The following is a 23,359-nucleotide window of genomic DNA, read 5'->3' as shown; positions in this document are numbered from 1 at the left end:
AGCCATGGCACCGACGACCCTCTCCCCCACGATCACCCCCTCCTTCGACCTCCGCCAGGCCGCCGACTGGCTGGCCACCCAGCAGCTCGCCGACCTCGACCGCCACCACGACCAGCTCGTGTTCGCGGTCGACGCCGCCGCCGTGGCTGCCGGCGCCCCCGAGGCGCTGCGCCCGTCGCCCGCCGACCCCACGCCGGCGCTGGTCCGCCTCTTCAACCACCACGCCGCCACGCTGCACCAGCGTGGCCGCGCCGCCGCCTGACGCGGACGGCGCGGAGCGGAGCGGCACGCAGCAAACACAGCAATAGGGTCCAAAGTCCCTGGCGCAGCACCGGGAAGGGACGAGACTCACAGTCGTCAAGTGATTGACTTCACAATCGATCCCGAGCACGGGGAGGCGGCCATGACAGACCCGACTGCGGAAAAGCCTGAAGCGGCTGACGAAGACACGGCGTCTCCTGGCAACGGCAAGCCGGCCCGTGCCATGGTCACCCGTCGTGCAGCTCTCGGCATGCTCGGCGGCGGCGTGGTGGCCGGCGCCGTCGCCACCCGCATCGGCTTCTCGAGCAGCACCGGTGGGAGCTACGACGACATCATCAGCGAGCGAGGTTTCGAAGGCAACTGGCCAGAGAAGGCGCTGAAGACCTTCGTCCCGCCCGGCGAGCACGACCCCTACTTCATGTTCGCGTCGGGAGGGCACTCCGGCCAGGTGTTCGTGATCGGCGTCCCGTCGATGCGCCTGCTGAAGACGATCGCGGTGTTCACCCGCGAGGCCTGGCAGGGCTATGGCTTCGGCAGCGACCAGAGCGAACTGGTGCTGGCCGAGGGCTCCGATCCCGCCAAGAGCAACCCACTCAGCTGGGGGGACACCCACCACCCGGCGTTGTCCGAGACCGGTGGCGAGTACGACGGCCGGTGGCTCTACATCAACGACCGGGCCAACGGCCGCATCGCCATGGTCGACCTGACGGACTTCAAGACCAAGCAGATCGTTGATCTGCCCAACCTGGGCTCGTCGCACGGCGGCTGCTTCGTCACCCCGGACAGCGACTACGTCCACATCTCGTCGATGACCCCAGCGCCCTACCTGGCCCCCGGTGGGTACGCGCCGCTCTCGGAGTACGAGCGCTACTACCGGGGGGCGTCGTGCTGGATGAAGATCGACCCGGAGACGGGCCGACTCGACATGGAAAAGAGCTTTCAGATCGAGTTGCCGCCCTACACCCAGGACCTCGCCGACGCCGGCAAGCTCGCGAGCGACGGGTTCGGCTTCATCAACTCGTACAACACCGAGATGGCGGTGGGCGGCACCCTCGAAGACCCCGCTAACGCCCTGGAGTCGACGTCGATCGCCAACGACTTCGACTTCCTGCACGTCATCGACTGGAAGAAGGCCGAGCAGGTCTTCGCCGACGGCGGCACCGAGGACATGAACGGAATGGCCATGATCCGGCTCGACACCGCGGTGTCGGAGGGGATCCTCCACTTCGTGCCCGAGCCCCGCAACCCCCACGGCGTCGATGTGAACCCCACGGGGGACTACATGGTCGTGTCGGGCAAGCTCGACCCCCACGCGTCGATCTACGGAATCGAGAAGATCAAGGCGGCCATCGAGGCCGAGGACTACGACGGCACCGACGACTTCGGGGTTCCCATCCTCAAGATGGACTCGTGCCTCGAAGCCCAGGTCGAGTTGGGCAACGGCCCGCTGCACACCCAGTTCGACCCCGACGGCAACGCCTACACGTCGATGTTCGTCGACAGCTCGGTCACCAAGTGGACCCTCGGCCCCAAGGCCGGCGTGTCCGAGGCCGACGCCTGGAAGAAGGTGGCCGACAAGCCGGTCAACTACAACATCGGCCACCTGTGCAGCGCCGAAGGCGACACGGTCGCACCGGCCGGCCAGTACCTGGTGGCGCTGAACAAGTGGTCGATCGACCGCTTCCCGCCGGTGGGCACGCTGCTCCCACAGAACTTCCAGCTCATCGACCTCGACAGCGACGACCTCGAGATCCTCGCCGACATGCCCATCGGCTTCGGTGAGCCGCACTACACCCAGATGATCCGTGCCGATCGCCTCGTCCACACCATCCAGGTGTACGAGCCCGGCACCGATCCGCTCACCATGGGGCCCTCGGAGTTCGCCACCAGTCCCGGCGAGGAGCGCATCGACAAGGCGGGCAACACCGTTGACGTGTACATGACCGTGTTCCGCAGCCACACCACGCCCGACCAGATCGAGGTGAAACAGGGCGACCGGGTGCGCCTGCACCTCACCAACATCGAGACCACCGTCGACGCCACCCACGGGTTCGCCGTCCCCGCCTACAACATCGAGTGCAGTCTCGACGCCGGCGAGGTCGTGAACATCGACTTCGAGGCCGATCGACCCGGTGCCTTCGCCATGTACTGCTCCGAGTTCTGCTCGGCCCTGCACCTCGAGATGCAGGGGTGGTTCATGGTCGAGCCGTGACCCCGATCGTCGCCCGACACCTCACCGACGCATCAGCCGACACCTTCCCCACTAGGAGCATCTGACCATGAAACGAACCCTCGCCCTCCTCCTCGCCCTCGGCGCCGTCGCGTTCCTGCTCAGCGCCTGCGGCTCGGACTCCGAGGACGCCGGCGACGACACGACGGCCACCTCGAGCGCCGACGGGCCGAGCGCCGGCAGCATCGAGATCAACGCCACCGAGTTCGCGTTCGACCCCGACGCGATCGAGGTCACCGCCGACGAGGACTTCACGATCGCGCTCGTCAACGGTGGCGCGGTCGAGCACGACTTCACCATCGAGGGCCAGGAGGACCGCAAGGTCGCGGTCACCCCTGGAGAGACCGCCGAGGGCACGTTCCAGGTCCCCGCCGGTGAGATCACCTTCTTCTGCAGCGTCCCCGGTCACCGGGAAGCGGGCATGGAAGGCACCCTCACCGCGGCGGCTTGAGCCCGCGGTGAGCACGCCGACCGACCTCGACGCCGACCCGGGCGGGGCGACCCGCCCGGTGGGCGGCGCCGGCGCCACGGGAGCCGACGACGGCGCCGCGCCGGCCGGGCAGCCCCGCCCGATCCGGCCGGTGCGCTGGGCACTGGCGATCGCCGGGGCCCTGCTCTGCCTCGTCGCCATCCCCCTGCCCCTGTGGAGCGCGACCCTCGACGCCCCGCAGTACCACGACGACAACGCCTTGCGGCTCACCGCCTACGGCGACCGCCTGGTCGGCGACATCTGCGAGATAAACGAGCTCAACCACTACGTCGGCATGCAGCGACTCGGCGAGCCCAACGTCCCGTGCGGGTCGACCGCGCTGCCCATCGGCGACAACACCGTCGGTCGCATCGCGCCCGAGATGGTGTTGTGGCTGCCCGGAGCCATCGTGTCGGCCGTGGCGGTGGCCGTGGCCGTGCTGACCCGTCGGCGGCTGCTCCGTTGGCTTTCGCTGGTGTGGCTGTGGGGCCTACCGCTCGGCGTCCTGGTCATGACCCAGTACCACCTCTACGTGTACGGCCACGACCTCGACCGGACCGCGGCGTTCCGTCCCGATTCGTTCACCCCGCGGGTGCTCGGGCCGAGCACGATCTACCAGTTCCACGTCGACGCCCGACCAGGACTCGCGTTGATCCTCGTGGTCCTGGCCGCGGCCATCGCCTCCTTCGGCTCCTGGCTCTGGATCCGGTACGCGCCCGACCGCCTGGTCGAACGACCCGAGGGGTCATGACCCGACGAGGTCCACTGACCGTCGCCGCGCTCATCTGTGCCATCACCCTCGGCTGCGCCTCCGACACCCCCCCGACCCACGACCACACGAGCGGGATGGACATGGGCGGGATGGACATGGGCGGATCGAGCGACGGCGGCTCGACGGACGAGACCTCCGGCGACGAGCTGACCCGGAGACTGGCGGATGCCGAGCCGGGCGAGACCATCGTGGTCGAGCCCGGGACCTACCAAGGGAGCTTCGTCGTCCGCCGGCCCGTGCACCTGGTGGGGGAGGGCCTGCCCGTGCTCGACGGAGGCGGGGAGGGTACCGTGCTGCGCGTCGCCCCGGGGGCGAGGGGCTCGACCGTGCGCGGACTGCACGTCATGGGCACCGGCCCGGGGCCCGTGGGCACCCCGACGGCCATCCGGGTCGAGGCGGACGACGTGATCGTCGAGGACAACCTGATCATGGACAGCTACATGGGGATCCAGGTCATCGAGGCCGACGACGCGACGGTCGCCGACAACACCATCGTGGGCTTCGAGGAGGGCGCCGTCACCGGCGAGCTCCACGCCACCGGCGGCGACGCGGACATGACCGGGATGGACCACGGCGGCACCGTCTCGAACCAGAGCGCCCGTCGGGGTGACGCCATCACCCTCAACAACGCCGCGGGCGCCGTCGTCGAGGGCAACGACATCGACTCGGCGCGCGACGGCGTCTTCCTGACCTTCGCCCGCGACGCGACGGTGCGCGACAACGAAGTCCGCAACGGCCGCTACGCGGTCCACGCGATGTACGCGTCCGCCCTCGACGCGGAGGACAACTTCTTCGACGGCAACCTCGCCGGCGCCATCCTCATGTACGGCGGTCCGTTCGAGCTCACGGGGAACACGGTGATGCACAGCCGGTCGCCGGCAACCGGGTTCGGCTTCGTGGTCAAGGACGGTGCCGGTGTGGTCTTCGACCGCAACGTGATCGCCGCGAACCGGGTCGGAATCAAGCTCGACAACGGTGGCGCCACCTCGTCGGACGCTGAACCCGCGCTCATCCGGGACAACACCATCGGTCTCAACCAGATCGGGGTCGAGGTCATGGTCGCGTCGCATGGTGCCTTCTCGGGAAACAGCTTCGTCGAGAACACGGTGCACGTCGTGGCCGAGGACGAGGTACCCGAGATCGAGTGGACGGTCGCCGAGCGGGGGAACTACTGGAGCTCGTACAAGGGCTACGACAACGGCGGGGACGGCGTGGGTGACCTCCCGTACGTGCAGGGGGGCAGCATCGAACACACCCTGACCCGATCCCCCTCGCTGATCGCACTCATGTCAGGGCCCGCGTTCCGTCTGCTACAGGCGGTCGAGGATCGCTGGGCACCCGAGGACCCGGTCGCCCTCGACACCCACCCCATGATGGAGATCGCCTCGCCCACCCTGGCCCACGAGCGGCGGTCGGAGACCACCGGCGCGCGCCAGGGGATCGTCGGCGTCGTGCTCATCACCGCCTGCGCACTCCTGCTCTTGCGTGCCCGCATCCCGAGGCACCGCAGTGGGTGACGCCGTGGTGCGGGTGACGGGGGTGTCGAAGCGCTACGGCCGCCACCTCGCGCCCGTCCTCCACGACGTCAGCTTCTCCGGACCGCCGAGCAGCATCATCACCCTCGCCGGCTCGAACGGCAGCGGGAAGTCGACCCTTCTGCGCTGCATCGCGGGCCTGGCCCGCCACACGGGATCGATCGAGATCTGCGGCGAACCCATCGACCGCCACGCCCGGACGCGCCGCTTGTTCGGCTACCTCCCTCAGGTGATGGCCCTCCCGCCGCACATGACCATCGCCGAGGCCCTCTACTTCTTCGCCGCACTGCGCGGTGCCGATCCCACCGAGCTCCCCCTCCCCGACGACTTCCTGCGGGAGGGCGACACCCGTGTGGGCACGCTGTCGGGCGGGCAGCGCCAACGAGTGGCCATCGCCGTCGCCCTGCTCGGGTCACCGCCGCTCCTGCTCCTCGACGAGCCCGTGGCGAACCTCGACGAGGACGGACGCGCCGCGTTCTGGGGGGTGCTCGGCACGCTACGGGATCAGGGCACCACCGCGCTGATCGCCAGCCCGTCGCCGAGCGATCTCGCAGGCGTCGGCGACGCCGTCGTCGTCCTGCGCAACGGCAGGATCGTCGCATCCTCGCTCACCGAAGGGCGCGACGACGAGCAAGAGGCGACGGCGTGAACCACCCGCTCGCCATCCTCGCCTCCTGGGAGTTCCGCGGCGCGGCGCGCAGCCGATGGGTGCTCGGCACGGCCGTCGCGTTCGCGGCGCTGTGCCTGGCCGTCTCGCTGCTCGGCATGCGATCACTGCGGGACCTCGGTCTCACCGGGGTGGGCCCCGTGTCGGCTGGGCTCATCAACCTCGGGATCCTGCTGCCCGCGGTGATGGGGCTCATCCTCGGCGCCAACGCGCTCGTGGCCGCCCGGGAACAGGGCGTGCTCTCGGTGATCGCCTCGCAACCGGTCTCACGCGCCTCGATCGTGCTCGGCTCCTTCGTGGGCCTCGTCGGTGCGCTGTGGACTTCGGTCCTGCTCGGTTTCGGGGCCGCCGCGGTCGTGCTGTCCGGGGTGGCGAAGTCCTCGGACGTGATGCCCCTCGTGTCGCTCGTGGCGGTGTCGCTCGGCGTGTCGGCCGCCTGCGTGGCACTCGGCCTGGCCATGTCCGCGTTCGCGAACACCCGCATGCAGGCGGTCGCAGCCGCCATCACCATCTGGTTCCTCCTGGCCCTCGGCATGGACCTCGCCCTGGCCGCCATCGCGCCGGCGGTGCGGATGGGCCCGTCGGGACTCCTGTCGATGGTGGTGCTCAACCCGCTCGAGGCAGGCCGGGTGCTGGCACTTCTGAGCGTCAGCCCCGATGGAACCGTCCTCGGCCCGTTCGGCTCGTATCTGAACGAGCGCTTCGGCGCGGGTGGCGCCGCCGGCGTCCTCGTCGCTGCGCTCGTGCTGTGGACCGCCGTCCCGCTCATCCTGGCCCGGTGGGCGCTCGTGCACCGCGACGTGTGACCGGAACCATGGACCCGCGCTCTGCCCCCCCGTCCCTCAGGAGGATGAAATCATGAACCTCGGCGCACCGGAACTGCTGATCATCTTCGCGGTGATCCTGCTGCTGTTCGGCGGGTCCCAGCTGCCCAAGCTGGCCCGATCACTCGGTCGGGCCCAGGCCGAGCTCAAGGCGGGTGCCGAGGACGGGGCCAAGGGCGACGATCGCGCTGGGGGCACGACCGAGTGAGCTGACCCCTCCTCTTCCCGCCACCGACTCGGCCGCGGGCCACTGATTACCTGATTACGCGTCCTAGGCTGCGGGCGTGAGGATGCCGCCGCACATGATCGTGGGCGCCGACCCGACCAAGATCGCCGGCGCCACCCTGGGCGAGGGACTGATCCGGCGGGTCTGGCAGTTCGCGAAGCCCTACAAGGCGCTGCTGGTCGGGTTCATCGTCGTGATCGTGGCCGAGGCGGTCATCGGGCTACTCCCCGCCCTGTTGATCCGGCGCATCATCGACCAGGCCATCCCCGAGGCGGACCGCACCATGGTGTCCGTCGCCGCCGCCCTGATGGTGGGCGTGGCGTTCGTCTCCGCCGGCCTGTCGCTGGCCGAGCGCTGGTGGTCGTCGCGCATCGGCGAGGGCCTCATCTTCGACCTGCGGGTGGCGCTGTTCGACCACGTGCAGCGCATGCCCATCGCGTTCTTCACCCGCACCCAGACCGGGGCGCTCATCAGCCGCCTCAACAACGACGTCATCGGTGCGCAGCGGGCGGTCACCGGCACCCTCGGCTCGGTGGTGTCCAACGTCGTGGTGCTGGTCACGACGCTGACGGCGATGTTCATCCTCCAGTGGCAGCTCACGCTCCTGTCGCTCGTGCTCTTGCCACTGTTCCTGCTCCCCACCAAGCGGGTGGGCCGGCGCCTCCAGGCCATGACCCGCGAGCAGATGGACCTCAACTCGTCCATGAACACGACCATGACCGAGCGCTTCAACGTGTCGGGCGCCCTGTTGGTGAAGCTCTTCGGGCGCCACGACCAAGAGGCCGGCGACTTCTCGTCGCGGGCCGGCCGGGTGCGCGACATCGGCGTGCTGACCGCGGTCTACAGCCGCACCTTCATGATCGCCCTCGCCCTGGTGGGCGCCGTCGGCACCGCCCTCATCTACTGGCTGGGCGGCCAGCTCGTGATCTCGTCGTCGATCACCATCGGCACCCTGGTGGCCCTCGGCACCTACGTGGCCCAGATCTACACGCCGCTCACCAGCCTCACGAACGCCCGGGTCGACCTGATGACCGCCTTCGTGTCGTTCGACCGGGTCTTCGAGGTGCTCGACACCGAGCACGCGATCACCGAACGGCCCGGCGCCGTCGACCTCGTCGAGCCCACCGGCGAGATCGCCGTCCACGACGTCTGGTTCCGCTACCCCGCCGCTACCGACGTCTCCCTCGCGTCGCTCGAGGTGAACACCGGCCACGAGGGCCCGCTGAGCGGCGAGGCCTCCGAGCCGGTGCTCAAGGGCATCACCGCCACCGTCCCGGCCGGCACCCTCACCGCCCTGGTCGGTCCGTCGGGTGCGGGCAAGACCACGCTCAGCTCGCTGATCCCCCGGCTCTACGACGTCACCGAAGGATCGCTCACCATCGACGGCCACGACGTGCGCGACCTCACCCTCACCAGCCTCCGCGACGCCATCGGCGTGGTCAGCCAGGACCCGCACCTGTTCCACGACACCGTCGGCGACAACCTGCTCTACGCCCGGCCCGACGCCACCTTCGACGAGGTGGTGGCCGCCTGCCGGCGGGCGCAGATCCACGACGTCATCGCCGCCCTGCCCGACGGCTACGACACCGTGGTCGGCGAGCGGGGCTACCGCCTGTCCGGCGGCGAGAAGCAACGCTTGGCCATCGCCCGCATGCTGCTCAAGGACCCCGCCATCGTCATCCTCGACGAGGCCACCAGCCACCTCGACTCCGAGAACGAGGCGGCGGTGCAGGACGCCCTCGAGGAGGCCCTCGCCGACCGCACCTCGATCGTCATCGCCCACCGCCTGTCCACCATCCGCGCCGCCGACCAGATCCTCGTCGTCGAGGACGGCCGCATCGTCGAGCGCGGCACCCACGACGAGCTCGAGGCCGCCGGCGGCCTCTACCGCGACCTCTACCGCACCCTCATCCGCGGCGACGCCGTCGGCGAGCCGGAGGCGGAGCCCCAGCCCGAACCCGCCTGAAGCTGCGCCGCGGCGGCGAGGCGACAGTTCACCCCGCTGGGGGCGGTCAGCGGAACGCCGGCCGGAGTCCCTCGATCATCGGGAAGTGCTTCACGTTCAAGGTGGCCAGCGTGGCGTCGTGGACGTCGACGGTCGCGGCGATCAGGTAGTCGGCCAGGTCGATGCCCTGGTGCGAGCGCCGATAGGTGCGCAGGTACTCGCCGGCGCGCTGTGCGATCGCGTCCGAGACCGGGACCATCGTCGCGACGCCGAAGAGACGGGCGACGTCGGCGCGCTCGGCGCTGCGCATGCCGCCCTCGATCTCGACCCGGGACACGACGCTGACGAGTCGTTCTTCTCGAGGACGGGCGATCAACAACGCCGTCGCCCGTTCGTCACCGCGCAGATGCGCTATCAGGATCGTGCTGTCGAAGACCGTCTTCACAGGCCGAGGCCGGTGAGGCGATCGGCCGCCGAGGACCCCCGAACCGCCTCGAGCCACTCGGGCCAGTCCGGGTAGTCAGCACAGATCCCCGCCGTGTCGAGCAGCACCGATCGGTCCTCATCCACGCCGATGTCCGCACCGAGGGCCCGGTCGATGATGGCCCGGATGACGCTGGCCTTCGACTCGTGGCGCGCCTCGGCCAACCGCTTCAGCTCGTCATCCTGCTCTTCAGTGAGGTAGATCTGGGTCCGACGCATACATCAGCAATATACATCGCTGTCAGTTGGCACAGAAATATCGCTTGCGATATAGTGCGGTTCATGTACGGCACCGTGGTCCGCCAAGCGCGAGAGCAACGGGGATTGACCCAGGTTGAGCTCGCTGATGTCTCTGGCATCAAGCAGGCGAACATTTCGGCGATCGAGAACGACCGGCGGCAGCCGACAGCAGAGACGCTGCATCGATTGCTCACCGCATGCGGCTTCGAGTTGGTCGCCATGGCGGGGGCTCGAAGCATCCCCCTCCCACCGCCGCTCGATGACGGCGACCCGGAGGTGTTGGCCGATCTGTTCTCGGTGAACCGGAGTATCGATGATCCCGGTGTGCTCGTGCCGGCTGTCGACCCGCCGACGCCCAGCGATCAGCGATCTCGAGTCCTGCGAGCCGTCTTGGATGCCAGCGAGGCGATCATCCGGTCGCGCTGATGGAGTTCGTCGATCTGATCGTGATGGTCCATCAGAAGCTCGAGGACGCGGGGATCGCCCATGCCTTCGGCGGCGCTCTCAGCCTTGGCTATGCGGCCGAACCACGAGGAACGAAGGACATCGACGTCAACGTCTTCATCGCACCTGAGCGACTGCCCGAGGTCGAAGTCGCCCTCTCCTGGATCGGCTTCCGTCGTCCGATCAAGGCTGGCGACGCGAAGGTCCTCCCTGTCGCCGGTATTCGGTTCGAGCACGTGACCGAACCATTCCCGATCGATGTGTTCTGCTCGATTGACGACCGCTACCGCGAGATCGAGGAGCGCGTCACGAGACATCCGTTCGGTCGGAACGACGAGGTCCTTCCCTTTCTCTCGGCGGAGGATCTCAGCGTGTTCAAGCTCGCGTTCAACCGGCCCAAGGACTGGCTCGATCTCGCCGAGATCGCCAGGGCCCGCCCCGATCTCGACGTGGAACAGATCGAGGAGCTGCTCGTCGCACTGCGCGGCCCGTCGATGTATCCGCGCGTCGCTCGCCTGCGTTCGCTTCTACGTCGCTGAACGAACCATCGCCGACGTCACTCCACGATCAGGAGCACCAGCTTGGCGGTCCCGACGACCCCGCCCGGCGAGGTTCAGCGGGGGTGGAAGCGCAGCCAGGTGGCGGTCATGGTCGCCCGGGGCTTGCCGTCGGCGCTGAGCTCGGCGCTGACCACGATCTCCTGATCGGAGATGCTGACCGGCTCTGCGATGAGCTGCACCGGCGCGGCCAGCGGCGTGGGACGCAGGAAGCGCACCTCGAAGCCGGCCGTGATGAACGGGATGGGCGCGCCCGGATCGGCCTCCCACCCGCGCTGGGCCGCTTCCCACAGCACGACCGCCGCCGTGTGGCAGTCGAGCACGGTGGCGATGATGCCCCCGTTCAGGAAGCCGAAGCCGTTGTCGTGCTCGGGCCCCGACGTGAACTCCGCGACCGTGCTGTCGCCGTCTCGATAGCTGCGCAGGTGGAAGCCGTCGGGGTTGGCGTGTCCGCACCCGAAGCAGGTGATGCCCGGGTAGAGCGACTCCTGGATGCTGAGGCCGTGCGGTCCGCCGGTCACGCCGCCGCTACACGCGCTCGCGGAGCCAGGCGATGTCGTCCTTGCGGCCGTCTTCGCCGGTCTCGCAGATGACGGGGGCGCCGGCGGTGCGGACGACCTCGAGGAGGGCGTCGGGGTCGACCTGGCCCTGGCCGAGGTGCTCGTGGCGGTCACGGCCGGAGCCGTGGGGGTCCTTCGAGTCGTTGCAGTGGACGAGGTCGATGCGGCCGGTGATGGCGAGCAGGCGCTCGGCGGCGTCGATCATGGTCTCGCCGGCGGCGTGGGCGTGGCAGGTGTCGAGGCAGAAGCCGATGCCGAACGGGGCGATGTGGTCCCACAGGCGGGCGATGGTGTCGAAGTGGCGGGCCATGGCGTGGTCGCCGCCGGCGGTGTTCTCGAGGTAGATCGGCACCTCGGACTCGATGGCCTGGAGCCCCTTCACCCAGCGCACGAAGCCCTCGGCCTCGTCGTCGTCGGCGGTGACGTGGCCGCCGTGGACGATGACCGCGGTGGCGTTGATCTCGGCCGCGGCCTCGCAGGTCTGCTGGAGGATCTTGCGGCTGGGGATGCGGATCTTGTTGTTCGGGGACGCCAGGTTGATGGGGTACGGCGCGTGCACGTAGACGGGCACGGGCGAGGTGCGCAGCGCCTCCGCGTCCGGGTGCGGCGGCGGCTTCTTCCACCCCTGCGGGTCGCCGAGGAAGAGCTGGAAGCAGCCGGCGTCCTCGGCGAGGGCGGTGCCGAGCGGGTCGTCCGGGCCGACGTGCGCGCCGATGGGGAAGTCCATGTCCCGAACCTACCCGGGGCCGCGTCCGTCACACTGGGGCGATGCCGTGGCGCTGGGGTCGGCGGGTGCTGGGGGTCGTGGTGACCCTCGTCGCCTTCGTCGCGCTGCTGACCGGCGCGGTGGCCGGCGGCGCCCGCCTCGTCTCCCGTGCGGTCACGGCGGAGGGCGGACCCTCGGTGGCGACGCCGCCGGCGGGCACCTACTACCACGGGGTCTATCCGGGCGGACGCAGCGGCTGGGAGGACGACCTGACCCCCACCGACCTCGCCGCCTACGAGGCCGCCGCCGGCCGGGACGCGGCGTGGGTCTACTTCTCGCACAACTGGTTCCGCCGCGACCGCACCTTCCCCGTCGAGACCGCCGGCTGGATCCGCGACGAGGGCGCCGTCCCCTTCATCCGCCTGATGCTGCGGGGGCGCGGGCCGGCGTCGGGCGACGAGCCCTTCCGCCTCCAGCGCATCCTCGAGGGCGACTTCGACGACGACCTCGCCGCATGGGGCGCCGGCGCCGCGGACTTCGGCACCCCGATCGTCGTCGAGTGGGGTACCGAGATGAACGGGCGCTGGTTCGGGTGGAACGCCCGCTGGAACGGCCGGGAGGACGGCCCCCGCCGCTTCCGCCAGGCCTACCGCCACATCGAGCGGACCATCGAGGCCGCCGGCGCCGACAACATCACCTGGGCCTGGCACGTGAACGGTGACTCGGTGCCCGACACCCCCTGGAACCAGATCGAGGACTACTACCCCGGCGATCGCTTCGTGGACTGGGTGGGCCTGTCCGCCTACGGCGCCCTCACCCCCGCCGACCGTGCCGGCGACTGGCGTCCCTTCCGGCAGACCCTCGACGAGGTCGTGCCGCAGCTGGAAGCGATCGCCCCCGACAAGCCGGTCATGGTGTTCGAGTTCGGCATGACCCGGGGCAATCCGAACGGCCGACCCGCGGCGTTCGCCGACGCCGCCCTCGACGACCTGCTGTCGAACCGCTGGCCGGCGGTTCGGGGGTTCTCGTGGTGGAACGAGGCGTGGCCCAACGACGACGACCCGTCCCACGACACCGACATGCGCCTCCAGACCCTCGCCGGCGTGCGCCGGGTGTTCCAGGAGCACCTCGTCGACAACGACGACGTGCTGGACCACCCGTTCCCCTGAGCGGCGACGTCACAAACCCGAGGCAATAGCGCGCGCCGGGCGCGCGCTATTGCCTCGAGTTCGGTGGAGGGAGAGGCAGGGAGGCGCCGGCGCCGTCGGTGAGCTGCGTCGGGACGGGGAGGTCGCCGGCGCCGGACAGCAGGTCGTCGCAGCGGGCGGGGCTCCCCGCCACCGCCGCCGCGTCGGCGGCGCGGCCGAGGGCGAGGGCCTCGTCGAGCAGGGCCCGGTCGGCGGGGCCGAGCAGGGCGAGGTCGTCGGAGACGATGGCCATGCCGCCGGACACGCCCACGGCGAGGGCCCAGGCGCGTGCGGCCTCGGGCGAGAGTGCCGTCTCGCTGGTCCGCAACATGATGCAGTCGGGGTCGTTGAGCCAGAGCTTGCGGTGCATGAACGAGCGGGCGAGGGTCGAGCGCCACGCGCCCCGGGTGGAGGGGCTGACCTCCTCGTAGCCGGGCATGGCGAAGTCGTCCGTGCGCTCCCACGACGGGGCCACGTCCGGGCCGATGCGCATGCCGTCGACCACGCCGACCACCGACCCCAGCGGGCAGCCGCACGCCAGGATGAAGGTGTCCTCGCCGGCGCCCCGCCGGATGGCCTCATAGCCCCGGCGCACCCGCTCGGCCGGCGTGGCCGTGGGGTCGGCCCAGCGGCCACCGTCGAGCGCGGGCACGCAGGTGAAGTCCAGCTTCAGGTACCGGTAGCCCATGTCGACCAGGGCGGCGGCGGTGTCGGCCAGGTGCTGCTGCACCTCGGGATTGGTGGTGTCGAGGGTGCTCTGGAAGCCGTTCCAGTCGGGGTTCCACCAGCCCATGAGCTGGTCGCCCGTGGCGGCGTCGGGGGTGGCCCACTCGGGGTGGGCGGTGAGGACGGCTGACTCGGGGTGGGCGATGAAGGGGGCCATCCAGATGCCGGGCACGTAGCCGGCGCCGGCGATGTCGGCGGCCAGGCGGTCGACCCCGGACGAGAACTTGTCGTTGGTCACCAGCCAGTCGCCGATGGCGGCCTGGTAGCCGTCGTCCACCTGGAAGACCTCGAAGGGCCAGTCGCCGGCGAGGGCCAGGTTGGAGCGGACGTGCTCCTCGGTCAGCGAGTGGAAGTAGTGGTACCAGCTGCACCAGCCCGCCTGGAACGGGGCGGTGACCCGGGCCTGCTCGGCGGCGCCGACCGCTCCCGCCCACGCCTCGAGCAGCGGCGCCGCCGCCGGCCCCTCGTCGGCCACGACGTCGTGCAGCACGCGTGACGTGCCCGCTTCCAGCAGCGCCCCTCCGAGGTAGGCCTGGGCCACGACCTCGACGGCACCGTCCGGGAGGAGGCTCAGGCGCAACGTCCCGTCGTGGGTGGCGCCACCGAGGAAGCCGACCAGGTGCACCGGGGCATCGGCGCCACCGGCCGGCCCGCCCCGCGCCTGGAACACCGTGACCTGCTCGGAACGCACCTCGCCCTCGGGGGCGACGGCGGGGTCGGCGTGGTGCACCCGCCGGGCGAAGCCGACCACGTCGTCCAACATCGGATCACCGGTCTGCGTGCGAGACGGGTCGACGTGCTCGCCGAGGGTCACCGCCCCCGTCGGCGACCAGGACTGGTAGCCGTTCTGGAACACCCGCACCGGGCCGGCGCCGGCCGACCCACCACCCAGGCCGTCGACCCGGAACCGCAACCGGACCGAGTGGACCGCCACGGCGGCGTCGCCGGCGTTGGCGACCGACCACGCCCACCGCCGGCCGGCCACCACCTCGCGGACGCTCACCTCGAGCGCAGGACCAGCGGGTTCGACCTGGCTCTCCACCAGCGACAACGTCATGCGACCGTTCTACCCGCCCCGGGAGGTGCAGTCGGGCGACGCCCGACGCCGGCACCGACCCTCGAGGCAGAGTTCGTCGGTTGAGAACGCGAGCGCAGCGAGCGTTCTCGAGCGGCGAGACCTAGAGCCACGGACGGGGGTCGACCAGCAGGGCGGCGATCTCGTCGGCGGGCACCGGCCGGCTGAACAGGTAGCCCTGCACGACGTCGCAGTCGAGCTCGCGCAGGATCGCCAGCTGTGACTCCGTCTCGACCCCCTCGGCCACCACGGTGAACCCGAGCGACTGTCCGAGCACGATGGCGGCCGAGATGATGGCCCGGTCGGGCGAGTCCGCCGCGTCGAGCCCGGCGACGAAGGACTGGTCGATCTTCAGATGGTTGGCCATGGGGAAGCGGCGCACGTAGTCGAGGGTGGCGTACCCCGTGCCGAAGTCGTCGATGGCGAACCCGACGCTCATGTCGCAGAGTTGTCGCAGCGTGTCCACCAGGCCGAGGCCGGCCGCGAGCGCCGACTCGGTGACCTCGAAGCAGAGGCGACTGGCCGGCAGCCCGGACTCGTCGAGCACGCGCGCCACCCGCTCGAGGAAGCGCTCGTCGGCCAGTTGGCGCACGGAGAGGTTGACCATCACCGTCAGCTCGGGCGCGATGGTGGTCCATTCGACGGCCTGGTGCGCGGCCCGTTCGAGGACGGCCTCGCCCAGCGGGACGATGAGGCCGATGTCCTCGGCGGCGGGGATGAACTCGGCGGGGGCCACGAGCCCGTGGCCCGGCCGCTCCCAGCGCACGAGTGCCTCGACCGCGGTGATGACCCCGGTGCGCACGTCGATGAGCGGTTGGTAGTGCACGACGAGTTGGTCCTCGGCGACGGCCTGGTGGAGCTCACGCTCCAGGTCGAGGCGACGGACCACCTGGCGGTGGAGATCCTCCTCGAACACCTCGTAGCGGGACCGACCGCGCTCCTTGGCGCGGTACATCGCGGCGTCGGCGTTGCGGACCAGGGACTCGGCCTCGTGGGCCAGGTCGGCAGCCGTGGTCGGATCGAGCTGGGACCCGCCGGCGGCGAGGGCGATGCCAACGCTCGCCCGCACGAACACGGTGGTGTCGTCGAGCTCGAACGGCGGCTCCAGCTCCATCGCGAGACGGGTGGCGACTGCGACGGCCCCCGCCTCGTCCTCCACGTCCTCGCACACGAGCAGGAACTCGTCGCCACCGAAGCGCCCGACGGTGTCACCCGCCCGGAGCGGCCGGTGGAAGCGGGTGGCCACCTGCTGGAGCAGGCGATCGCCGGCTGCGTGGCCGAGGCTGTCGTTGATGACCTTGAAGTCGTCGAGGTCGATGAACAGCACCGCCACCGCGGTGCCGAGACGACGGGACCGCGCCAGCGCCTGCTCGATGCGGTCGAGTAGCAGCGAGCGGTTGGGGAGACCGGTCAGCTTGTCGTGCAGCGCCTCGTGCTCGAGGGTGGCCTCGAACTCGGCGCGCTCGACGGCGATCGCCGCCAGGTGGGTGACCCGCTCCAGCAGGAGCAACTCGTCGGGGTCCGGTACCCGCGCCTCGGGCACGTACACCGCGATCGCTCCCAACAGCCCACCCGTGCCGGGAGCGTCGAGGCGCAGAGCCCAACAGGCCCGGAGGCCGTGCTCGAGCAGGACGTCGCGGGCGCCCGCCCACCGGAAGTCGGTGGCCACGTCGTCGTAGATCACCGCAGGAGGCCCCGGTGCCCGCAACGAGCGCCCGAGCGTCGAGGTGCCCGGGACCGCGTCGAGCGCGGCGACGACCTCGTCCGGCAGGGTGGGCGCCACGGTCACCCGCACGCGGCCGGCGTCGTCGAGCTGACCGATCGAGCACTGTGCGCCGGGGATGCGCCCCTCGACCAGCTCGATGATCGAGGCCAGGGTGTCATCGAGCGCCATGCCCCGCGCCACCCGCTCGAGCACCTGGCTCTGCTCGGAGAGCAGGGTGGAGACGGCACGGTGCCGCGAGATGTCGCGGCAGTTCAAAACGATGCCCTGCACCGCCGGCAGGTCGAGCAGGTTGGTGGCCAGCACGCTGAGGTGTCGCCAGGTGCCGTCGGCGTGACGCCCCCGCAGCTCGGTGGGCGTGCGCTTCGCCACGCCTCGTACCTCGTCACCGAAGTCCCCGAACACCCGGTTGAGATCCTCGGGGTGCACCAGCTCGAAGCAGTCCCGGCCGGTCAGCTCGTCGGCGTCATATCCGAGCACGTGGCCGACGGCCTGACCGACGTAGGTCATGCGCCCCTGGTCGTCGGTGACGATGAGCACGTCGTCGGAGTGCTCGATGATGGCCCTCGCCCAGGCCTCGGTGCGGCGCAGCGCCTGTTCGGTGGCGGCGACGTCGGAGACGTCCCGGAGCAGCCAGAGGTGGCTCACGGGCTCGCTCCAGAGCGCCACGTACTTCGCCTCGACCACGAACGAGGTGCCGTCCCGTCGGTGCAGCACCAGGCGCTCGTGGGCCGGGCGGTCGTCGGCCATGGCCCCGACGAGGTGCGCCACGACCGCCGGGTCGGTCCGCTCGCCGATGAGGCACCCGGGTGAGCGCCCGAGGATGTCGTCGGCCGGCCACCCGGTCAGGCGCTCGAAAGCGTCGTTCACCCACGCGACGGTGTGCTCGCCGGGCCGCTCCTGGACGGTCACGAGGAGCGCGTCACTGACCTGTGCGGCGGCGACGTGGAAGGCCTCGGCCCGCACCGCGGCGAGCGCCGCCCGGGTGCGGTCGTCGGAGCCCGACACCGGGGTGTCAGCCATCAGCCCTCCGGGGGTGAGGCTCCGAGGGCGTCGTCGCCCGCAGGGGGCTCGGCGTGGGGGTGCGGGTGGCCATGGGAGTGGGGATGGCGATGCGGGTGCGGGTGGGTCGCCGGGCCGGCGCCGGCCCGTTGATCAAGCCATCGGCGGAACCCGGCGGCGTTGGAGTGAATGCCGTTCAGCGTCTCCAGCTTCTCACGCAGGGCAGGGTCCACACCCGCGAGGTCGGCCCCGAAGGCCTCGTCGAGCGCGGCGGCGATGTCACGGTCCTCCCGCCACGCGGCCTCGGCCACCTCGGCCCAGCGCCGCAGGGTGTCGTGGGCCTCGGCCAGGATCTCGCCCGGGTCGGGGACGAGGCCGAAGTGGGCCAGGGCGATGCCTGCCGGCCGCCGCTCGGCGAAGCGGTCGAGCGAGTGGAGCGCCTGGTCGAGGTCGAAGTCCGGCGGAGGGGTGGCCGGGCGCAGGATGCCGGCGTCGGGCAACCGCACCCCCACGGCGTCGCCGGCGAACAGCAGTCCGCTCTCCGAGTCGTGCAGGGCGAGGTGGTGCTTGGCGTGACCGGGCGAGTCGACCGTGGTGAGGGTGCGGGTGGGGCCGATGCGGATGTCCTCCCCGTCGGCGAGCACGTGCACCCGCTCGGCCGCGGTGGGCTCCAGGCGGCCGTAGAGCGTGTCGAGCAGGTCGCCGTAGACCGTGGCCGCCGAGGCCACGAGGCGGCTCGGGTCGACGAGGTGGCGGGCCCCCCGCTCGTGCACGTACACCGTGGCCTTGGGGAAGGCCTTGGCCACGTCGCCCACCCCGCCGGCGTGGTCCAGGTGGATGTGGGTGACGGCGATGCCGGCGAGCTCGTCGGGGGCGACCCCCAGCGCGTCGAGGGCGGCGAGCAGCTCGGCCACCGAGCTCTGGCTGCCCGTCTCGACCAGTACGGGCGCCGGCCCTTCGATCAGGTAGCCGGCGGTGACCCGCTCCCACCCACCGAGCAGTGTGTCGATCTGGCGGACCCCCGGCCCGATCAACGTGTCCCCCACGCCGCCATTCTCGCACCCCGACCGCCCCGAGAACCCCGTCCCAGCCCTTCTGGGTACTCCCCCGTGTCGTGGACGGCCCCTCCGGCGTACCCGGAACGGGAGGAAGGAGGCCTTCAGGCGAGACGGAGGCCGTGCGGCAGGGCGAGGCGGTGGACAGCGAGGCGGTCGGAATCGGCCAGCAGCACGGCGGTGGCGTCGTCCTCGACGATCCGGCCCTCGTCGAGCACCACCGAGCGGGGGCACAGCTCGAGGGCGTAGGGCAGGTCGTGGGTGACGACCACGAGGGTGAGCTCGGGCAGCGAGCGGAGCACCGCGGCCAGCTCGCTGCGGGCGGCCGGGTCGAGATTGGCCGACGGCTCGTCCAGCACGAGGGTGGTGGGGCGCATCGCGAGCACCGTGGCGACGGCCACCCGCCGGCGCTCCCCGAGGCTGAGGTGGTGCGGCGCCCGGTCGGCGGCGTCGGCCATGCCCACCGCCTCGAGGGCCTCGACCACGCGGGCCTCGACCTGGTCGCCGTCGAGGCCGAGGTTGGCCGGGCCGAAGGCCACGTCCTGGCGGACGGTGGGGCAGAAGAGCTGGTCGTCGGGGTCCTGGAAGGCGATGCCCACGCGGCGGCGGACCTCGCGCACGTCTGCCTTCGCCGTGGTGTCGAGGCCGTCCACCAGGACGCGGCCCGCCTGTGGGAGGAGGACCCCGTTGAGGTGGAGCACCAGGGTGGTCTTGCCGGCGCCGTTGGGACCGAGCACCGCGACCCGCTCCCCCGTCGCCACCTCGAGGTCGACGCCGCGGAGCGCCACCCGTCCGTCCGGATAGGCGTGGTGCACGGCCTCGACCAGGACACCCACGTCAGCCCACCCCCGACACCGCGACGAGCGCCACGGTGGCGCCGACGACGGACACCGCGGCGAACGCTCCGGCCGCGAGCCACGCCGACGGGGGTGCCGGGACGTCGTCGCCACGGGGCCAGGTGCCGTCGAAGCCACGCGAGACCATGGCCACGTGGACCCGCTCGCCACGCTCGAACGAGCGGACGAACAGCGCCCCCGCGGTGGTGGCCACCGAGCGGGCCTGCCAGAGCCAGCGGGGATCGTCCCCCCGCGAGATCCGGGCGATGCGCAGGCGCTCCACCTCGCCGCCGAGCACGGCGCCGAAGCGGACCATGAAGCCGCCGATGGCGGTGAAGGCGACGGGGACCCGCAATCGGTCCAGGCCGGCCAACAGGTCCGCCGCCGGGGTCGTGGCGGACAGCACCACCGCCACCGCCACGCCGATGGTGCCCTTCGCGAGGATGTTCCACGCCGCCCAGAGCCCCTCCTCGGACACGGCGACCCCGGCGACGACGACCTGCTCCCCCCTGGCCACGAAGGGGAGCAGCAGGGCGAAGGCGAGGAACGGCACTTCGATGACGAGGCGGCGCAGCACCGTCGAGGCCCGGACGCGGGCCAGGCCCGCGACGACGGCCACGGCGACGGCGTCGACGAGCAGCGCGGGGACCGCGGTGCGAGGGGTGGCCACCACGCCGAAGACGAAGACGAGCGCGCCGACCACCTTGACGTGGGCGGGCAGGCGCTCTGCCCTGGTCACCCGACGGCGGGGTCGCCGCGCCGCCGGGTGCGCACGATCGCCGCGAGGCCGGCTCCGAGGGCGAACACCAGCACCACGCCGGCCGCCCGCCAAGGAGCGGTGGCGTAGTCCGCAGCGGGACTGGCGGCGAACGTGTGGTCGTCCTGCTCGGCGGCGATGCCCTCGTCGGTGGCCACGCGCTCGAGACCGTCGGGCTCGCTGCTGGCCCAAGGGGCCGCGAGCACCGCGACGGCGAGCGCCACCGCCAACCCTCCGGCCACGAGCAGGGCCAGGACCCGTCGACTCACGAGCGTGCCTCGCCCGCCGGAGCTGCGGCGGAGGGGACGGGGACGGCGCCCAGGAGGTCCCTCGCTCCGACCACGAGGTCGGGACGGGCGGCGAGCACGGCCGCCACGACCGCTCCGGTGATCACACCCTCGCCGACGCCGATCAGGGTGTGCACCCCCACCATGGCGCCGAGCACGGCTCGCACCGAGACATCGGCCGTGCCCCCGACGGCGTACTCGACCGTGAAGGCCACGGCGGCGAGCACCACCGAGAGGCCGGCGGCCACGCCGGCGGCGACCACCACGCCGGCGTGCGAGCGGGGCAGCACGAGGCGCAGGCCGCGGAAGACCACCCAGCCCCCGAGGCAGGGGACGAGGGCCATGTTCACGACGTTGAGGCCGAGGGCACTGAGGCCGCCGTCGGCGAAGAGGAGGCACTGCACCACGACGACGACGGTCAGGCAGAGGACCCCCAGCCAGGGGCCGACCAGGACCGCGGCGAGCACCCCGCCGAGCAGGTGGCCGCTCGTCCCCGCGGCCACCGGGAAGTTCATCATCTGCACCGCGAAGAGGAACGCGGAGGTCAGTCCCGCGAGCGCCACCTCCTTCTCGGCCATCTGCTCGCGGGTGCGGCGGATGGCCACGGCCACACCGCCGACGGCGACCGCCCCCGCCGCGACGGAGGTCGGGGCGTCGAAGAACCCGTCGGGGATGTGCACCGCCCCGTCCTACCGCAGACCTCCTGCTGTTGCAAGCAGTTCGCAGTAGGGGGTTCGGGGAGCGGGTCAGCCGGCCCGGCAGGCCTCGCAGAGTCCGGCGAGCACGAGGTGATCGGACAGGGCGAAACCGGTCGCGCGGTCGACCGCCGCCGCCAAGGGATCCACGTGCTCGGTAGCCAGCTCCTCGACGCGGCCGCACGACGAGCAGCGCAGGTGATGGTGGGCGCCGGCCACCAGGTGCCACGACGCCGCTTCGCGCCCGGTCTCGGCCCGGTCGGCGGCCCCCACCGCTTCGAGCGCTTCGAGCACCCGGTAGACCGTGGACTGGTTGATCTCGGGGGCGGCGTCCTGCACCCGGACGGTCAGCTCGTCGGCCGTGAGGGCACTGCCGGCGGCGACGAAGGCGGCGACGATGGTCCGCCGCGCCGGCGTGCGCCGTCCACCGTCCGCAGCCAACAGCGCGAGCAGGCGGTCCACCTCGGGTTCGTGCGCCGCCCCCTCACAGGCCATCGCCCGATCATCGCATGCTGGCTAGCGTCGGCGCCGTGGACCAGCTGTTCGACACCGAGGCGCTCAGCACGCTGACGGTCAGCGAGCTGAGCCAGCGCATCGCCGCCGTGCTGCGCAAGGGTTTCACCGCGCCCGTGTGGGTGGAGGGTGAGATCCACAGCCTGAGCCGGCCGGCCAGCGGGCACGTCTACTTCGACCTGGTCGAACCCTCGGCCACAGGCCGGCGCCAGGCGGCGTCCATCCCCGTCGTGCTCTGGGAGTCGGACAAGCACGGCGTGAACCAGACGCTCAAGGAGTCCGGCGCGGGCCTGCGCATGACCGACGGCCTGGCCGTGCGCATCCGGGGCACGGTCAGCTTCTACAACGCCCAGAGCCGGGTGCAGCTCCAGATGTCGGCCATCGACCCGGCCTACACGCTCGGGCGGATGGCCGCCGAGCGCGACCGACTGCTCCAGGCGCTGGCCGCCGAAGGCCTGCTCGACGCCAACGGGCGCCGTGCCCTCCCCGCGGTCCCGCTCCGGGTGGCCCTGGTCACCAGCGACGGCAGCGCCGCCTGCCACGACTTCCTCCACGAGCTGGAGTCCAGCGGCCTCGGCTGGCAGGTGACCGTCGTGCACGCCCGGGTGCAGGGCCACCTCGCCGGTGCCACGGTCGCCCACGCCCTGCGCGCCGCCGCCGGCCTCGACGTGGACGTCGTCGCCCTCGTGCGGGGCGGCGGCGCCCGGTCCGACCTGGCCGCCTTCGACAGCGAGTTCATCGCCCGCGCCATCGCCCTGCTGCCCGTCCCCGTCCTCACCGGCATCGGCCACGAGACCGACGACAGCGTCGCCGACGCCGTGGCCCACACCCGCTACAAGACGCCGACGGCGTGCGCCGCCGGCCTGGTCGACCGCGTGCTGCGCTGGTGCGCCCGACGCGACGAGGTGTGGGGCCGCGTGGTGCAGCGCAGCGAGGCGCAGCTCGACCAGCACCAGCGCACCCTCGACGGCGCCGCCGGCGCCGTGGTGCACGCCAGCCGCACCGGCCTGCGTGGTGCCGAGGCCACCCTCGACCGTGCCGGCCACCGGCTCGCGACGGACCCGCCCCGGACGGTGCGCCAGGCGGCGCGCCACCTCGACGCGCTCGAAGCGCGGGTCCTGGCCCTCGATCCCGCCCGCACCCTGGCCCGCGGCTGGTCGCTCACCCGTACCGCCGACGGCCGCCTCGTGCGGTCCCCCGACGACGTCACCCCCGGCGACCACCTGCACACGCGGGTGGGCGGCGGCGAGATCCGGAGCACCGTGGATGCCTGACCCCGACGATTCCGACCCAGCCATCGACGTCGCCGACGTCGCCGAGCTGGGCTATGGCGAGGCCCTCGCCGAGCTCGAGACCATCCTCGCCGAGCTCGAGGACGACACCCTCGACGTCGACCTGCTGGCCGAGCGGGTGGCGCGGGCGGCGGCGCTCATCGCCCACTGCCGGGGCCGCATCGACGGCGCCCGCATGGAGGTCGAGCGCATCGTGGCCGGCTTCGACGACCCCGACCCGACCTGAGGCACGGGTGGCCGAGGGACGGGCGACGGCACTGATCTGACTATCTGACGAATACGTCATATGATC

The 23,359-nt window shown here is 71.6% G+C and carries 26 protein-coding genes; 14 read left to right on the top strand and 12 right to left on the bottom strand.

Features of this window, described 5'->3' with window-relative positions; translation table 11 throughout:
* Nucleotides 1-4: 4 nt before the first annotated feature.
* From JNK12_14450 to JNK12_14410, 9 genes are all read left to right on the top strand, one after another.
* Entirely contained in the window at nt 5-262 is a 258-nt protein-coding gene (locus JNK12_14450; protein ID MBL8777140.1) for a hypothetical protein, read from the top strand.
* A gap of 222 nt (nt 263-484) precedes the next feature.
* Nucleotides 485-2,473 carry a Sec-dependent nitrous-oxide reductase gene (gene nosZ / locus JNK12_14445; GenBank protein MBL8777139.1) on the top strand — a complete coding sequence of 663 codons (1,989 nt, stop codon included), beginning with the start codon at nt 485-487 and terminating at the stop codon, nt 2,471-2,473.
* 67 nt (nt 2,474-2,540) lie between these two features.
* Nucleotides 2,541-2,942 (top strand): cupredoxin domain-containing protein, encoded by a 402-nt coding sequence (locus JNK12_14440; GenBank protein ID MBL8777138.1) that lies wholly within the window; start codon nt 2,541-2,543, stop codon nt 2,940-2,942.
* 7 nt (nt 2,943-2,949) lie between these two features.
* Nucleotides 2,950-3,711, top strand: coding sequence for a hypothetical protein (locus JNK12_14435; protein ID MBL8777137.1), 762 nt, complete (start codon nt 2,950-2,952; stop codon nt 3,709-3,711).
* Nucleotides 3,708-5,249 (top strand): right-handed parallel beta-helix repeat-containing protein, encoded by a 1,542-nt coding sequence (locus JNK12_14430; GenBank protein ID MBL8777136.1) that lies wholly within the window; start codon nt 3,708-3,710, stop codon nt 5,247-5,249. The genes JNK12_14435 and JNK12_14430 overlap by 4 nt, the downstream gene beginning before the upstream one ends.
* Nucleotides 5,242-5,916, top strand: a complete 675-nt coding sequence (locus JNK12_14425; protein MBL8777135.1) for an ABC transporter ATP-binding protein — start codon at nt 5,242-5,244, stop codon at nt 5,914-5,916. The genes JNK12_14430 and JNK12_14425 overlap by 8 nt, the downstream gene beginning before the upstream one ends.
* Nucleotides 5,913-6,740: an ABC transporter permease subunit gene (locus JNK12_14420; protein ID MBL8777134.1), complete on the top strand. Its 828-nt coding sequence runs from the start codon at nt 5,913-5,915 to the stop codon at nt 6,738-6,740. The genes JNK12_14425 and JNK12_14420 overlap by 4 nt, the downstream gene beginning before the upstream one ends.
* 52 nt (nt 6,741-6,792) lie before the next feature.
* A complete protein-coding gene (locus tag JNK12_14415) occupies nt 6,793-6,966 on the top strand; it encodes a twin-arginine translocase TatA/TatE family subunit (protein MBL8777133.1) in 174 nt (57 codons plus the stop codon).
* 94 nt (nt 6,967-7,060) lie between these two features.
* Complete coding sequence (locus JNK12_14410) at nt 7,061-8,950, top strand: ABC transporter ATP-binding protein (GenBank protein ID MBL8777132.1); 1,890 nt, start codon at nt 7,061-7,063, stop codon at nt 8,948-8,950.
* 46 nt (nt 8,951-8,996) lie between these two features.
* Here JNK12_14410 and JNK12_14405 read toward each other — a convergent pair whose 3' ends face one another.
* Together JNK12_14405 and JNK12_14400 are read right to left on the bottom strand one after the other, a co-directional pair.
* Nucleotides 8,997-9,374 (bottom strand): type II toxin-antitoxin system VapC family toxin, encoded by a 378-nt coding sequence (locus JNK12_14405; GenBank protein ID MBL8777131.1) that lies wholly within the window; start codon nt 9,372-9,374, stop codon nt 8,997-8,999.
* Nucleotides 9,371-9,631 carry a ribbon-helix-helix protein, CopG family gene (locus JNK12_14400; protein ID MBL8777130.1) on the bottom strand — a complete coding sequence of 87 codons (261 nt, stop codon included), beginning with the start codon at nt 9,629-9,631 and terminating at the stop codon, nt 9,371-9,373. The genes JNK12_14405 and JNK12_14400 overlap by 4 nt, the downstream gene beginning before the upstream one ends.
* A 63-nt stretch (nt 9,632-9,694) precedes the next feature.
* Here JNK12_14400 and JNK12_14395 point away from each other — a divergent pair, with 63 nt between their 5' ends.
* Both JNK12_14395 and JNK12_14390 read left to right on the top strand, forming a co-directional pair.
* Complete coding sequence (locus JNK12_14395; GenBank protein MBL8777129.1) at nt 9,695-10,078, top strand: helix-turn-helix transcriptional regulator; 384 nt, start codon at nt 9,695-9,697, stop codon at nt 10,076-10,078.
* On the top strand, nt 10,078-10,635 hold the full coding sequence (locus JNK12_14390; GenBank protein ID MBL8777128.1) for a hypothetical protein: 558 nt from the start codon (nt 10,078-10,080) through the stop codon (nt 10,633-10,635). Before JNK12_14395 ends, JNK12_14390 begins: the two co-directional genes overlap by 1 nt.
* 74 nt (nt 10,636-10,709) lie before the next feature.
* Here the strand turns inward: JNK12_14390 and JNK12_14385 are convergent, their stop codons facing one another.
* Nucleotides 10,710-11,174 carry a PaaI family thioesterase gene (locus tag JNK12_14385; protein MBL8777127.1) on the bottom strand — a complete coding sequence of 155 codons (465 nt, stop codon included), beginning with the start codon at nt 11,172-11,174 and terminating at the stop codon, nt 10,710-10,712.
* Between the two features lie 7 nt (nt 11,175-11,181).
* Nucleotides 11,182-11,940: a deoxyribonuclease IV gene (locus JNK12_14380; protein MBL8777126.1), complete on the bottom strand. Its 759-nt coding sequence runs from the start codon at nt 11,938-11,940 to the stop codon at nt 11,182-11,184.
* A gap of 41 nt (nt 11,941-11,981) precedes the next feature.
* Here JNK12_14380 and JNK12_14375 point away from each other — a divergent pair, with 41 nt between their 5' ends.
* Complete coding sequence (locus JNK12_14375; GenBank protein MBL8777125.1) at nt 11,982-13,088, top strand: hypothetical protein; 1,107 nt, start codon at nt 11,982-11,984, stop codon at nt 13,086-13,088.
* A gap of 46 nt (nt 13,089-13,134) precedes the next feature.
* Here JNK12_14375 and JNK12_14370 read toward each other — a convergent pair whose 3' ends face one another.
* From JNK12_14370 to JNK12_14335, 8 genes are all read right to left on the bottom strand, one after another.
* Nucleotides 13,135-14,889 (bottom strand): alpha-galactosidase, encoded by a 1,755-nt coding sequence (locus JNK12_14370; GenBank protein ID MBL8777124.1) that lies wholly within the window; start codon nt 14,887-14,889, stop codon nt 13,135-13,137.
* 121 nt (nt 14,890-15,010) lie between these two features.
* Nucleotides 15,011-17,653, bottom strand: a complete 2,643-nt coding sequence (locus JNK12_14365; protein ID MBL8777123.1) for an EAL domain-containing protein — start codon at nt 17,651-17,653, stop codon at nt 15,011-15,013.
* Nucleotides 17,653-18,678: an MBL fold metallo-hydrolase gene (locus JNK12_14360; GenBank protein ID MBL8777122.1), complete on the bottom strand. Its 1,026-nt coding sequence runs from the start codon at nt 18,676-18,678 to the stop codon at nt 17,653-17,655. The genes JNK12_14365 and JNK12_14360 overlap by 1 nt, the downstream gene beginning before the upstream one ends.
* A gap of 113 nt (nt 18,679-18,791) precedes the next feature.
* A complete protein-coding gene (locus JNK12_14355; protein ID MBL8777121.1) occupies nt 18,792-19,523 on the bottom strand; it encodes an ABC transporter ATP-binding protein in 732 nt (243 codons plus the stop codon).
* Between the two features lies 1 nt (nt 19,524).
* Nucleotides 19,525-20,262, bottom strand: a complete 738-nt coding sequence (cbiQ, locus tag JNK12_14350; protein ID MBL8777120.1) for a cobalt ECF transporter T component CbiQ — start codon at nt 20,260-20,262, stop codon at nt 19,525-19,527.
* Nucleotides 20,259-20,549, bottom strand: coding sequence for a hypothetical protein (locus JNK12_14345; GenBank protein MBL8777119.1), 291 nt, complete (start codon nt 20,547-20,549; stop codon nt 20,259-20,261). The genes cbiQ and JNK12_14345 overlap by 4 nt, the downstream gene beginning before the upstream one ends.
* Nucleotides 20,546-21,247, bottom strand: a complete 702-nt coding sequence (locus JNK12_14340; protein MBL8777118.1) for an energy-coupling factor ABC transporter permease — start codon at nt 21,245-21,247, stop codon at nt 20,546-20,548. The genes JNK12_14345 and JNK12_14340 overlap by 4 nt, the downstream gene beginning before the upstream one ends.
* Before the next feature lie 66 nt (nt 21,248-21,313).
* On the bottom strand, nt 21,314-21,757 hold the full coding sequence (locus tag JNK12_14335) for a transcriptional repressor (GenBank protein ID MBL8777117.1): 444 nt from the start codon (nt 21,755-21,757) through the stop codon (nt 21,314-21,316).
* Nucleotides 21,758-21,792: 35 nt separating this feature from the next.
* Between JNK12_14335 and xseA the strand changes: the two genes are divergently transcribed.
* Both xseA and xseB read left to right on the top strand, forming a co-directional pair.
* Nucleotides 21,793-23,049 (top strand): exodeoxyribonuclease VII large subunit, encoded by a 1,257-nt coding sequence (gene xseA, locus JNK12_14330; GenBank protein MBL8777116.1) that lies wholly within the window; start codon nt 21,793-21,795, stop codon nt 23,047-23,049.
* Complete coding sequence (xseB, locus tag JNK12_14325; GenBank protein ID MBL8777115.1) at nt 23,042-23,293, top strand: exodeoxyribonuclease VII small subunit; 252 nt, start codon at nt 23,042-23,044, stop codon at nt 23,291-23,293. Before xseA ends, xseB begins: the two co-directional genes overlap by 8 nt.
* Nucleotides 23,294-23,359 lie beyond the last annotated feature (66 nt).

Source organism: Acidimicrobiales bacterium (assembly GCA_016794585.1).
In the GTDB taxonomy this organism is placed as follows: domain Bacteria; phylum Actinomycetota; class Acidimicrobiia; order Acidimicrobiales; family DATDAH01; genus JAEUJM01.
Note: the sequence above shows the minus strand (reverse complement) of the source record. Positions and strands in the feature narration are given on the sequence as shown.

Excerpts from the sequence above, each read along its gene's own strand:
- JNK12_14430 (MBL8777136.1), top strand. The coding sequence starts at position 3,708 with ATGACCCGACGAGGTCCACTGACCGTCGCCGCGCTCATCTGTGCCATC.
- JNK12_14410 (MBL8777132.1), top strand. The coding sequence starts at position 7,061 with ATGATCGTGGGCGCCGACCCGACCAAGATCGCCGGCGCCACCCTGGGC.
- xseB (MBL8777115.1), top strand. The coding sequence starts at position 23,042 with ATGCCTGACCCCGACGATTCCGACCCAGCCATCGACGTCGCCGACGTC.
- JNK12_14370 (MBL8777124.1), bottom strand. The coding sequence starts at position 14,889 with ATGACGTTGTCGCTGGTGGAGAGCCAGGTCGAACCCGCTGGTCCTGCG.
- JNK12_14440 (MBL8777138.1), top strand. The coding sequence starts at position 2,541 with ATGAAACGAACCCTCGCCCTCCTCCTCGCCCTCGGCGCCGTCGCGTTC.
- JNK12_14415 (MBL8777133.1), top strand. The coding sequence starts at position 6,793 with ATGAACCTCGGCGCACCGGAACTGCTGATCATCTTCGCGGTGATCCTG.
- JNK12_14335 (MBL8777117.1), bottom strand. The coding sequence starts at position 21,757 with ATGGCCTGTGAGGGGGCGGCGCACGAACCCGAGGTGGACCGCCTGCTC.
- JNK12_14450 (MBL8777140.1), top strand. The coding sequence starts at position 5 with ATGGCACCGACGACCCTCTCCCCCACGATCACCCCCTCCTTCGACCTC.
- JNK12_14390 (MBL8777128.1), top strand. The coding sequence starts at position 10,078 with ATGGAGTTCGTCGATCTGATCGTGATGGTCCATCAGAAGCTCGAGGAC.
- JNK12_14375 (MBL8777125.1), top strand. The coding sequence starts at position 11,982 with ATGCCGTGGCGCTGGGGTCGGCGGGTGCTGGGGGTCGTGGTGACCCTC.
- JNK12_14365 (MBL8777123.1), bottom strand. The coding sequence starts at position 17,653 with ATGGCTGACACCCCGGTGTCGGGCTCCGACGACCGCACCCGGGCGGCG.
- JNK12_14380 (MBL8777126.1), bottom strand. The coding sequence starts at position 11,940 with ATGGACTTCCCCATCGGCGCGCACGTCGGCCCGGACGACCCGCTCGGC.
- nosZ (MBL8777139.1), top strand. The coding sequence starts at position 485 with ATGGTCACCCGTCGTGCAGCTCTCGGCATGCTCGGCGGCGGCGTGGTG.
- JNK12_14395 (MBL8777129.1), top strand. The coding sequence starts at position 9,695 with ATGTACGGCACCGTGGTCCGCCAAGCGCGAGAGCAACGGGGATTGACC.
- JNK12_14400 (MBL8777130.1), bottom strand. The coding sequence starts at position 9,631 with ATGCGTCGGACCCAGATCTACCTCACTGAAGAGCAGGATGACGAGCTG.